Source organism: Curtobacterium sp. PhB115, from assembly GCF_003752025.1.
Taxonomy (GTDB): Bacteria; Actinomycetota; Actinomycetes; order Actinomycetales; family Microbacteriaceae; genus Curtobacterium.
In genome coordinates, this window is the sequence record NZ_RJKR01000009.1 from 69,772 (window position 1) to 82,624 (window position 12,853).

The window sequence follows — 12,853 nt, forward strand, 5'->3', positions numbered from 1 at the left end:
TTTTCGTAACGGGTTGCGGACAGCAACCTGATCGTGTGTAAAGATCGGCCTCAGGAATCCCCAACCAGGATTCCTGCCTCCTCCGCCTCACCAGCGGGGGAGTTCCGAGGATCAGGTGGCGGGCGTGTCCCGCCAGGATGAGAGAAACGCATGCGCAAGCACGCGTCGCTGCGCGGTACCCGGGTACTGGCGACAGCGAACGACTGGACACGACGGATCACCGGCGCCGGCCACGCTCGACGACGAGCGTCGGACGATCGCCGTCTCCTGCTGCGCGGCGGAGTCATCGCCACGGTGACGGCGCTCATCGCCGCCACCGTGGCGATCCAGCCGGCAGCCGCGGCACCGGCCGACGTGGCCGAGGCCGAGGGGCTGCTGCTCAGCGGATCCGGCATCGTGAACGTCGACGACATCGCCCAGCTCGGTGGCGCGTACTCGGCCCGCGGCGCGACCACCGGTGGCGGCACCACGAACCAGCCCCTCAACGTCGAGGCGCTGAACGCCATCGGGGTGAACCTCGGCAACGACGTCAACCTGCTCGGCACGAACGGGATCCTCACGCTCGGGGTCGACGGCCAGTACGCCACGACCTCGGCGAACGGTGCGACGGCCTCCTCGGGCCTCGTCACGAACGACGGCGGCATCGGTGTCGGCAACGGCTCCGGCACCAGCGGCGCGACCCTGAACCTCAACCCGCTGTTCTCGCGGGTGGGCGCCGACACGACGGTGCTCTCGAACGCCCAGCTCCAGGTCGGTGCCCTCGCCTCCCGCATCCAGGCGACCCGCGGCACGACCGTCGGCACGACGAGCGACTACCGCATCGCGGGCGCGAACCTCAGCCTGACGAGCCCGGCCGTCCAGGGCCTCACCACGTCGCTGCGGACCGACCTCCGCGGTCTCTCGAGCACGGTGAACACTGCGGTCGGGGCGAACGGCGCCCTGTCCGGCACGACGACGGCGCTGACCGCGGACCTCCAGCGGCTGCTGCGGACGACGACCCTCGGTCTGGTCAACGTCAACGGGACGACCGTCACCGCATCGGTGAACCTCAACCTCGACGGCACGCTCGAGCAGGTGCTCGCCCAGCCGCTGACCGACGGCGCGGTGACGATCACCCCGGCGGACGGCACCATCACCGTCGACCTCGACAAGCTCACGACGCTGAACGGCCAGCCGGCGAACACCCCGGTGCTGACCGCCGCCGCCGTCGCCTCGATCAACCAGAGCATCACGACGATCCTCGGCACCCAGCTACCAACGGCGCTGCAGACCGCAGTCGTGAACACCATCAACTCGACGGCCGTCGCGGTGAACGTCCGCGCGAACGTCAACCTGGCCGGTGTGCCGCTCGCCGCCCTGGCGCTCCGAGCGGACACCACGCTCGGCGCGCTGTCCGGCACCGCGCCCGCCACGGCCACCGTCACCGCCACCGGCGGTCCGCTCGGCCTGAACGCGCTCGGCACGCTGCTCGCCCCTGCCGTGAACTCCATCGTGATCCCGGCACTGCAGACCGTCGTCCGGCCCCTCGTCACCGGCACCGCCCTGACGACGCTCGGCACGACACTCACCAACACCACGACGGCGGTGTCGACTCTGCTCAGCCCCGTCGTGCTGCTGCTCCGTCAGGTCATCGACCTGACCGTGAACGCGCAGGACACCACCGGCTTCCGTGACCCCCGCGGGACCGACGCCGGGTCCCGGAGCGTCCACGCGTTGCGACTCTCGGTGCTCCCCGGTGCGAACGTCGCCACCGTCGACCTCGCAACCTCGACCGTGCGTGCGACGGCGATCGCACCGCCGACGATCACCGCGCCGACCACGGACCAGCAGTTCAGCGTCCCCTCGGCCTCGTCCACCAGGAGCATCACCGTCAGCGGTGCCGGCGAGCCCGGAGCCGCGATCGCGGTGAGCCTCGGCGGGGGCCGCACCGGCACGGCGACGGTCGCCGCGAACGGCACCTGGACGACCTCGATCCCGAACGTCCCGACCGGTGACTACACGGCCACCGCAACGCAGACCGTCGGCGGGACGGCAGCGGGGACCGCGACGCAGACGTTCTCGGTCGTCGCCCAACAGGCGCTGACGATCACCACGCCGACCGTCGGCCAGACCTTCACGACGACGGGTGCCACCTCACCCGTCACCCTGACCGGCACCGCGACCGCGAACGCCCGGATCACCGTCGACCTCGGTGGCGGCCTGACCGCGACCGGCACGGCGAACGGCAGCGGCGCGTGGAGCGTCACGGTGCCCGGCGTCCCGGTGGGCGACCAGACGGCGAGCGTCACGCAGACCGTGGGCGACACCACCTCGAGCCCCGTCACCCGGTCGTTCCGGGTCGTCGCGGCCGCCGGCCTGACCGTCGACGTCCCCACCGCGGACCAGGACTTCCCGCTCGCGGGTGACACCCGCTCGGTCCCGTTCTCGGGCAGCGCCCAACCCGGCGCCCGCATCGACATCGACCTCGGGGGCGGCCTGACCGGCACGACCACCGCGAACGCCGGCGGTACCTGGTCGACGAGCGTCACCGACGTGCCGGAGGGCGACTACTCCGCGCAGGTCACGCAGACCGTCGGAGCCTCGACGAGCGCACCGGTGGAGCGTGACTTCACGGTCACGGCGGCGCCGGACGTCACCATCGACGAGCCGATCGACGGCAGCACCATCACGGTCTCCGACGACACCGCGACGACCCCGGTGGTCGTCTCTGGCACCGCGGCACCGAACGCGCAGGTCGCGGTCGGCATCGGCGGCTCGTTCACGACGACGGTGACCGCGGACGGCGACGGCGACTGGACGGCGACGTTCCAGGGCGTCCCCGTCGGTGACCGCACCGTCACCGCGCGCCAGACCGTCGACGGCACGACCTCGGACCCGGTGACGTCGACCTTCACGATCGCCGCCGGCGACCCGATCACGATCACCTCGCCCGACGACGGCGACGTGGTGACGGTCCTCGACGCCGACACGACCACCGACCTCGACCTCACCGGCACCGCCGAGGGCGGCGCCGAGGTGCGGGTCTCGCTCGGAAGCGGGCTCACCGCGACGACGACGGCGGAGACCGACGGCACGTGGGCCGTCACCGTCGCCGACGTCCCCGTCGGCCGGTACACGATCCAGGCGACCCAGACGGTCAACGGCACCACCTCGCCCGCGGTCCGCCAGGTCGTGACGGTCCAGGCGGGCGCGGCGCTCGCCGTGACCGCCCCCGAGCAGGACGCGACGACAGCGGTCGCCACCGACGACTCCACCATCGACGTCACCGTCCGGGGCACCGCGCAGCCCGGAGCCGACATCGCGGTCGTGCTCGACGACGGCGACGCCGTCGCCACCACCGCGAACCAGCAGGGCGCCTGGTCGGTGACCCTGCCGGACGTCGGGACGGGCGACCACACCGCGACCGTCACGCAGACGGTCGGCGGCGCGACGTCCGCACCCATCGAGCGGGACTTCACGATCGCGGCCGGTGACGACCTCGTCATCGAGTCGCCGGGCGACGCCCAGGAGATCCCGGCCGGCACCGGTGGACAGGCGAACGTCGTCGTCCGCGGCACCGCCGAGCCTGGCGCGACGGTCACGGTGACCGTCGACGACGGCGACCCCGTCGAGGTGACGGCGGACACGGCGGGCAACTGGGCGCTGCCGAGCACGTCGCTCGGCATCGGCGACCACACCGTCGAGGCCGTGCAGACCGTGAACGGCACGGACGGCCCGACCACCACGCGCGACTTCACCGTCGTGCCGGGCAACGCGATCGTCATCGACACCCCGGCGAGCGGGACCCGCTTCGTCGTGGTCGACGAGGACGCCACCGCGACGGTGCCGATCACCGGCTCCGCCGAACCCGAGGCCGACGTCACCGTGTCGGTCGGCCCCGGGACGCAGTTCACCACCACCGCGAACGCCGACGGCCAGTGGACCGTCGACGCCACGGGTCTCGCACCGGTCGGCACCTACACGGTGTCCGCCAGCCAGGAGATCGACGGCGTGGTCACCAGCGCCATCCCGACGACGTTCCAGGTCGTGGCGGCGAACGCCGTGACCATCACCGGTCCGGGCACCGACCCGATCACGGTCGCCGGACCGGACGTCGAGCGCGACGTGACGGTCACCGGCACCGGGCAGCCCGGCGCGACGATCACCGCGTCCACCGACGGCGCCGACGACCAGCGGGTCACCATCGGAGCCGACGGCACATGGTCGGTCACGTTCCCGGACCTCGGGGTCGGCACCCACCCGGTGGCCGTCACGCAGACGCTGCCGGGCACCGTCTCCGACCCGCGGACCTCGGAGCCGGTCGACCGCACGGTCACGATCGAGGCCGCCGCGGCGGTCGCGATCACCTCGCCCGAGGCCGACGCCGAGCTCCTCGTGCCCGACGCCGACGCGACCCGCGACGTCACCGTCCGGGGCACGGCGCAGCCGGGCGCGCCGGTCACGGTCCGACTCGGCTCCACCGAGCTCACCACGACCGCGAGCGGCGACGGTGACTGGACGGTCACGTTCGGCGGGGTCGGTGTCGGTACCCCGACGCTCACCGCGACCCAGACCGTGGACGGGACCACTGCCTCCAGTCCGGAGCAGACCGTCACCGTCCGTGCCGGGACCGCGCTGACGATCGTCACGCCGGAGGACGGCGACGTCCTGACGGTGGCGGACGCGTCCGGCACCGCCGACGTCGAGGCGACCGGCCGTGCGCAGGCCGACGCCGACGTCACGGTCCGCATCTCGACCGGGGAGACGCAGACCGTCACCGCGAACGGTGAGGGGGAATGGGCCGCCACGTTCGAGGACGTGCCGGTCGGTGACCACCGCGTCACCGCGACCCAGGTCGTCGGCGGTCAGACGTCGGCACCGGTGACCGCTGCGGTCTCCGTCCGCGCCGGTGCCCCGCTCGTCGTCTCCACGCCCGCCGGTGCCACCACCGTGACGGTCGCCGACGACGACGCCACCACGGACGTCGACTTCGCCGGGACGGGTCAGCCGGGGGCGACCGTCACGGTCGACCTGGGCGACGGCGGCACCGCGACGGCACGCGTGGACCAGCAGGGACGGTGGTCGACCACGGTCGAGGACGTCCCGACCGGTTCGTACACCGCATCGGTGACGCAGGCGGTCAACGGCACCACGAGCGCAGCCGTCGAGCGACCGGTGTCGGTCGTGGCCGCAGCCGCCCTGACGATCCGTCAGCCGGGCGACGCCCCGATCACGGTCGCCGACGACGACGCCACGACGACCGTGACGGTCGCCGGTGACGCCGAACCGGGCGCCACCGTGACGGTGACCGTCGACGACCGTGACCCGGTCGAGGTCACGGCGGGCGACGACGGCTCCTGGAGCACCGACGTGCCGGACCTCGGCACCGGCGAGCACACGGTCAGCGTCACGCAGACCGTCGACGGGTCCACCTCGACCGCGCCGGTCGAGTCCACCTTCGAGATCGAGGCGGGCGCGCCCGTCGTGATCACCGAGCCGACGGCCGACCAGGAGTACACGGTCGCCGGCGAGGGTGCCACCACCACGATCGACGTCAGCGGCACCGCCGAGCCCGGGGCGACCGTCGTGGTCGACCTCGGTGGCGGCCGCAGCGAGTCGACCACCGCGGACGACGACGGCGACTGGAGCGTGTCGGTGCCCGGCGTGCCCGCTGGGAACCCGACCGTCAGCGTCACGCAGCGCATCGGTGACACCGAGTCCGCCCCGGTGACCGTGGACGTCCGGGTCCTCGTGGCCGACCCGATCACGATCGCCACCCCGGCGGACGGCTCGACGGTCCGCGTGGCCCAGCAGTCCTCGATCGCGACGATCACCGCCGGTGGTGCTGCCGAGGCCGGCGCCGAGGTCCGCGTGACCATCGACGGTGGCGATGCACAGACCGTGACGGCGACGGAGGCCGGCACCTGGACCGTGGACCTCGACGGCGTCGGCGTCGGCGAGCACACGATCCGTGCGACGCAGACGGTGGACGGCTCGACCTCCGAGCCGGTCCGGAGCACCTTCACGGTGGCACCGGGCGCGGCGCTCACGGTGACCGCACCCGCCGACGACACCACCTTCACGGTGCCGAGCAGCGACCCGACCGCGAGCGTCCCGGTCAGCGGCCAGGGCCAGCCCGGCGCCGACGTCCGGATCGTCCTGGACGACGACGACCCCGTGGTGGTCCGCGTCGGCTCCGACGGCCGCTGGTCGACGACCCTGACGGACGTCGCCGAGGGCGACCACACCGTCTCGGTCACCCAGGTCGTGAACGGCACCACCTCTGCCGCGGTCGAGCGCGACGTCACCGTCGTGGTCGCCGAGACGGACGCGGTCGTCGTCACCTCGCCGGCGAACGGCACCGACTACCGGGTGCTCGGCGGCTCGACCGACGTGCGCGTCACCGGCACCTCGGCACCGAACGCCGCGGTCTCGGTCCGCGTCGACGACGGCACCGCGGTCACCACGACCGCGGACGACGACGGCGCCTGGGCGGTGACCGTCCCAGGGGTCCGCTCCGGTGACCACACCATCGCCGCGAGCCAGACCGTGGACGGCGACACGACCGACGCACCCGAGGTCGACTTCTCGGTGACCGCGGCGACGCCGGTCACCGTGACGAGCCCGACCGACGGTCAGGTGCTGCCGATCACCGGCGGTACCGCGTCGATCCCGGTGAGCGGCACGGCCGAGCCGGGCGCCACGATCCGCGTCGACATCGACGGTCGGACCGCGACGACGACCGCCGGCGACGACGGTTCGTGGACCGTCACCGTCGACCGGGTCCCGCCGGGGGAGCACACGGTGTCCGTCACGCAGACGGTCGGCGGACGCACCTCCGACCCGGTGACGAGCGACGTGACGGTGGTGGTCGCCCAGCCGGACGACATCACCATCACCAGCCCCGTGCCCGGGCAGCTCATCCCCGCCGACGGCACCGGCGACACCGGTTCCTTCACGGTGACCGGGCACGCCACCCCCGGCGCGGCCATCCGCGTGACCCTGTCGAACGGGCAGGTCCGCAGCACGACCGCCGACGCGAACGGCGACTGGAGCGTCACGTTCGACCGCGTGCCCGAGGGCAGCTGGACGATCACCGCGACGCAGACGGTCGACGGCACGACGACCGCCGCCCCGGAGGTCCCGATCGTGGTCGACGCCGTGCAGCCGCTGGCGATCACGTCACCGACGCCGGGCGAGCGCCAGACCGCGGGTGCGGACGGGTACGTCGACTGGCGGATCACGGGCACCGCGGAGCCGGGCGCGACGGTCACCGTGGTCGCGGATGACGGCACGCCGGTCACCACGACGGCGGACGAGTCCGGTGCATGGTCGGTGGTGGTCCGGCTCGCCGTCGGGCAGCACGCCATCCGGGTGACGCAGACGGTCGCCGGTGCGACCTCGGCCGTGCAGACGGTGTCCGTGGTGGTCGAGGCCGCCACGGTCACTCCGGGCGACCCGGGCGACCCGGGAACGCCTGGCACGCCTGGCACGCCGGGGACGCCGGGAACGCCTGGCACGCCGGGAACGCCGGGAACGCCTGGCACCCCGGGGACTCCGGGAGCGCCTGGCACGCCCGGCGGCAACGGCAACGGCAACGGCAGCGGGGCCGGCACCGGCAGCGGGGTCGGCACCGGATCGGGCGGCCTCGCCTGGACGGGCGCCGACGTCGCCCCGATCGCCGGCACGGCAGCGGGCCTCGTGGCCCTCGGGTTCCTGCTGCTGGGGCTCTCCCGCCTCGCCCGTGGGTTCCGTCGCCGCAGCCGCGGCTGAGCCCGAGCGCAGCTCCGACACCGCGCCTCCCGCCCGTCACGACGACGGCCGGGAGGCGCGGTGCCGTTCCGGCGCGCACCGCGCCCCACCAGGTGGTCTGGCCCGGTGCCGCGACCTGTGGACGGGCACGCGGGATGTCGGTCGTGCCGACTACCCTGGGTCGCGTGGTCACCGCCCTGTATCGCCGTTACCGGCCCGAGAACTTCGCCGAGCTGATCGGTCAGTCGCAGGTCACCGACCCGCTCCGCACCGCGTTGCGGACCAACCGTGTGAACCACGCGTACCTGTTCAGCGGGCCGCGCGGCTGCGGCAAGACGACCTCCGCCCGCATCCTGGCGCGCTGCCTCAACTGCGCCGAGGGTCCGACCGACACCCCGTGCGGCGTCTGCCCGAGCTGTGTCGAGCTCGCGCGGGACGGCAGCGGGTCGCTCGACGTCATCGAGATCGACGCGGCCAGCCACAACGGTGTCGACGACGCGCGCGACCTCCGTGACCGTGCGGTCTTCGCCCCGGCGCGCGACCGCTACAAGATCTTCATCCTCGACGAGGCGCACATGGTGACGCCGCAGGGCTTCAACGCGCTGCTCAAGCTGGTCGAGGAGCCGCCGGAGCACGTCAAGTTCATCTTCGCGACGACCGAGCCGGAGAAGGTCATCGGCACGATCCGGTCGCGCACCCACCACTACCCGTTCCGGCTCGTCCCGCCAGCCGTGATGCTCGAGTACGTCGAGCAGCTCTGCACGCAGGAGTCCGTCACGGTCGCTCCCGGTGTGCTGCCGCTCGTGGTCCGCGCCGGTGGCGGTTCCGTCCGCGACACCCTGTCCCTGCTCGACCAGCTCATCGCGGGCAGCGAGGACCGTGCGATCGCCTACGAGCGTGCCGTCGCCCTGCTCGGCTACACCGACACAGCCCTGCTCGACGACGTCGTCGATGCCCTCGCGGTCGCCGACCCGGCGTCCGCCTTCGCTGCCATCGACCGGGTCGTCCAGACCGGACAGGACCCCCGTCGCTTCGTCGAGGACCTGCTCGAGCGGCTCCGTGACCTGATCGTCGTCGCGGCGACCAACGAGAGCGCCGCCGCCGTGCTGCGGGGCGTCTCGCCGGAAGAGCTCGACACGATGACCCGGCAGGCCGGCGTCTTCGGCGCGACGGGGCTCTCCCGTGGCGCGGACATCGCGAACCGGGCACTCACCGAGATGACCGGGGCCACCTCGCCGCGGCTGCACCTCGAACTCATGACGGCGCGGATGCTCGTGCCCGAGGCAGACGACACCCAGCGTGGTGCGCTCGCCCGGGTCGAGCGGCTCGAACGGCGCGTCGGGGTCGGTGACGCTGGCGGGCACCAGGCGACCGCGAGCATGCCGACCGCTGCGACGCAGACTCCAGCGCCGCAGCAAGCGCCCGTGCAGCAGACCGCGCCGGCGCCCCGCCGGGAGCAGCCGGCCGCACAGCCCACCTCGACGTCGTCGCAGCCCGCCGCGTCGACCGCGCCCCAGGCTCCCGCAGCCCAGGCTCCCGCAGCTCCTGCCCCCGCGGCGTCGTCGACCGCGGAGACCGCAGCGGACACCGGTGCGGTCGCCCGAGACGCTGCGGCGTCGTGGGCCGCCGTGGCTCCGAGCACGTCGGAGTCCACGCGCACCACGACCCCCACGAGCACCACGACCCCCGCTCCTGAGCGTCCCGCGCCGTCCGCCGACGAGCCGGTCAGTGCCTCGTCGACGGGGCAGGGCACGTCGATCGGTGACGAGCCCGTCGTCCGACCGGTCGGTGCCGTCGGGTTCCAGCAGATGCGCGACGCCTGGCCGCAGATCGTCGAGCACGTGCAGCGGGCGAAGCGGTCGGCATGGTCGGTCGTCGTCACGGCGCAGGTCACCGCGCTGCGCGAGGACGTCCTCACGCTCACGTTCCCGAGCCAGCAGGACGTCGCCTCGTTCAAGGAGATGTCCGACCCCTCGGCCAGCGTCAGTGAACTGCTGCGCGCGGCGATCATGGACGTCATCGGGCTCCGCGTGAAGTTCGTCGCGCGTGGTCCCGGCGGCGCCGGGCAGCAGCGCCCGCAGCAGTCGCAGGCGCCGCAGCAGACGCAGGCACCGCAGCAGACGCAGGCACCGCAGCAGCAGCCGCGCGTCCAGACGGCGGCGCAGCCTGCGGCACCGGCACCGGCACCGGCACCGGCACCGGCACCGGCACCGGCCCCCGCGCCCGCGTCCGCCGCCGCCCCGGCGTCCGAGTCCGCCACGGCACCGGCGTCGGCCCCGGCGTCCGAGTCCACCACCGCACCGGCATCGGCATCGGCATCGGCATCGGTACCGACGGCCGAGTCCGCCGAGACACCCGCATCGGCACCGACGGCCACCGGGGCCGCGCGGCCACCGCAGCCGACCGCTGCGCCCGCGTCGAGCACCGCGCAGCAGCCTGCCCGCGAGGACGTCCCCGCGCAGACTCCGACTGCCGCACCGGAGCCCGCACACGCCCAGGCGCCTGCTCCTGCTGCGTCACCGGAGCCGTCCGGCGCTCCGGTGACCGACTGGGCCGTCGCAACCATCCCCGCGACCGACCCGACCGCCGATGCCGTGCCCGAGTCCGTCGAACCCAGTTGGGCTGCCCCGTTCGGCACGGCTCCGGCTTCCGCGCCGGTCGCCCCCGCCGAGACGGTCGTCCCGGCGAACGAGCAGCCGGCGGCACCGACGCAGGCGACTGCGACCGGTACGTCGGACGCACCGCGGACGGCAGAGCCGACCACCCCCGGAACGCAGGCGTCGTCGTCGACGGCGGTCGCGCCTCCCGGCGGTCCCGTCGTGCCGGGCGTGCCCGTGGACGACTACCCCCTCGACGACGAACCGTACGATGACGGCGCTCCGTTCCCCGACCCTGGGGTCGGGCGTGGTCCGGCGTCGGGACCGGCTCCGACTGCTCCGGCTGCTCCGGCCGAGCAGGCTCGACAGCAGCCCACCGCGGCGGCTCCCGCAGCGCCGCGCACCGCTCCGCCGGCACGTCGCGCACCGGTCGCCGGTCGCTACGGCGAGGCCGTCGTGCGTGAGATCCTCAACGCCCAGTTCATCGAGGAGACCGCTCTCCACCAGGACGGTGCCTGATGTACGACGGGATCGTCCAGGACCTCATCGACGAGTTCGGCCGCCTGCCCGGCATCGGACCGAAGTCGGCACAGCGGATCGCGTTCCACATCCTGCAGACCGAGTCCTTCGACCCGAGCCGGCTGTCCGAGCTGCTCGCCGACGTGAAGGAGCGCGTGCGTTTCTGCGAGATCTGCGGCAACGTCACCGAGAACGTCCAGTGCAGCATCTGCCGTGACCCGCGCCGGTCGCCGGCCGTGATCTGCGTCGTGGAAGAGGCGAAGGACGTCGCCGCGATCGAGCGCACGCGGGAGTTCCGCGGGCTGTACCACGTGCTCGGCGGTGCGATCAGCCCGATCGACGGCATCGGTCCGGACGACCTCCGCATCCAGCAGCTCATGACGCGCCTGGCCGACGGCACCGTCGACGAGGTGATCATCGCGACCGACCCGAACCTCGAGGGGGAGGCGACCGCGACCTACCTCAGCCGACTGCTCGTCCCGATGGGCATCCGCACCACCAGGCTCGCCTCGGGGCTGCCCGTCGGTGGCGACCTCGAGTACGCCGACGAGGTCACCTTGGGCCGCGCGTTCGAGGGCCGCCGGGTCGTCGGCGGCTGAGCGCCACGCAGGATCGTTGCGTGGGAGCCCGCTCGCACGCAACATCCTCGAAACACCGACTACCATTGTCAGACCGCGTGACCTCGCGGTGTCGTCGTCTCCGGGAGTACCAGCCAGTGGCCTTGATCGTGCAGAAGTTCGGTGGTTCCTCCGTCGCGGACGCCGAGAGCATCAAGCGCGTGGCGAAGCGGATCGTCGAGACGAAGAAGGCCGGCAACGACGTCGTCGTGGCGGTCTCGGCGATGGGTGACACCACCGACGAACTCGTCGATCTGGCCCACTCGGTCACGCCGATCCCGGCCGGCCGCGAGCTCGACATGCTCCTCACCGCGGGGGAGCGCATCTCGATGGCGCTGCTCGCGATGGCGATCAAGAGTCTCGGGGTCGAGGCCTCGTCGTACACCGGCAGCCAGGCGGGCATGCTCACCGACGCGCAGCACGGCAAGGCGCGCATCGTCGACGTCACCCCGAAGCGTGTGCGCGAGGCGCTCGACGCCGGTCACGTCGCGATCGTCGCAGGCTTCCAGGGCTTCAACCGCACGACGGGTGAGATCACCACGCTCGGTCGCGGCGGCTCGGACACCACCGCCGTCGCCCTCGCCGCCGCACTCGACGCCGACGTCTGCGAGATCTACACCGACGTCGACGGCATCTTCACGGCCGACCCCCGTGTCGTGCCGAAGGCCCGCAAGGTCGACCGCATCACCAGCGAGGAGATGCTCGAGCTCGCCGCCTCCGGTGCCAAGGTCCTGTACATCCGTGCCGTCGAGTACGCCCGTCGGCACGGCGTCACCCTGCACGTCCGGTCCTCGTTCAACAACACCGAGGGCACCATCGTCTACAACCCTGCAGAGGGGGAAACCGTGGAAGAACCGATCATCACCGGCATCGCTGGAGACCTCTCCGAGGGGAAGATCACCGTCGTGGGCGTCCCGGACCAGCCGGGCAAGGCCGCCGAGATCTTCACCAACGTCGCACGCGCGGGGGCGAACATCGACATGATCGTCCAGAACGTGTCGGCGGCGTCGACCGGGCGGACGGACATCTCGTTCACCCTGCCGAAGGACCAGGGCCAGACCGTGCTGACGGCGCTCGAGGTCGCGAAGTCCGACATCGGCTACGAGAGCATCCAGTACGACGACCAGATCGGCAAGCTCGCCCTGGTCGGCGCCGGCATGCGCACCAACGCCGGCGTCTCAGCGAAGCTCTTCCGAGCGCTGCACGACGCGTCGATCAACATCGAGATGATCTCCACCTCGGAGATCCGCATCTCGGTCGTCACCCGCGCCGACACCCTCAACGAGGCGATGCGGGTCGTGCACAGCGCGTTCGACCTCGACGCCGACGCCGAAGCCGTCGTCTACGCCGGCACCGGCCGCTGACCCGCCGATCGATCAGGAGCACCGC

4 protein-coding genes are annotated in these 12,853 nt (G+C 72.9%); all 4 read left to right on the forward strand.

The window, feature by feature from the left end; all coding sequences use genetic code 11:
• Positions 1 to 150 precede the first annotated feature (150 nt).
• The gene (locus EDF19_RS13315; protein ID WP_123681367.1) at positions 151 to 7,752 is read left to right on the forward strand and encodes a choice-of-anchor G family protein; all 7,602 of its coding nucleotides are present in this window, start codon (positions 151 to 153) and stop codon (positions 7,750 to 7,752) included.
• Positions 7,753 to 7,886: 134 nt separating this feature from the next.
• A complete protein-coding gene (locus tag EDF19_RS13320) occupies positions 7,887 to 10,847 on the forward strand; it encodes a DNA polymerase III subunit gamma and tau (protein WP_123681368.1) in 2,961 nt (986 codons plus the stop codon).
• A complete protein-coding gene (recR, locus tag EDF19_RS13325) occupies positions 10,847 to 11,446 on the forward strand; it encodes a recombination mediator RecR (protein WP_022908014.1) in 600 nt (199 codons plus the stop codon). The genes EDF19_RS13320 and recR overlap by 1 nt, the downstream gene beginning before the upstream one ends.
• A 116-nt stretch (positions 11,447 to 11,562) precedes the next feature.
• Positions 11,563 to 12,828, forward strand: coding sequence for an aspartate kinase (locus EDF19_RS13330; RefSeq protein ID WP_123681369.1), 1,266 nt, complete (start codon positions 11,563 to 11,565; stop codon positions 12,826 to 12,828).
• Positions 12,829 to 12,853 lie beyond the last annotated feature (25 nt).

Excerpts from the sequence above, each read along its gene's own strand:
- EDF19_RS13315 (WP_123681367.1), top strand. The coding sequence starts at position 151 with ATGCGCAAGCACGCGTCGCTGCGCGGTACCCGGGTACTGGCGACAGCG.
- EDF19_RS13320 (WP_123681368.1), top strand. The coding sequence starts at position 7,887 with ATGTCGGTCGTGCCGACTACCCTGGGTCGCGTGGTCACCGCCCTGTAT.
- recR (WP_022908014.1), top strand. The coding sequence starts at position 10,847 with ATGTACGACGGGATCGTCCAGGACCTCATCGACGAGTTCGGCCGCCTG.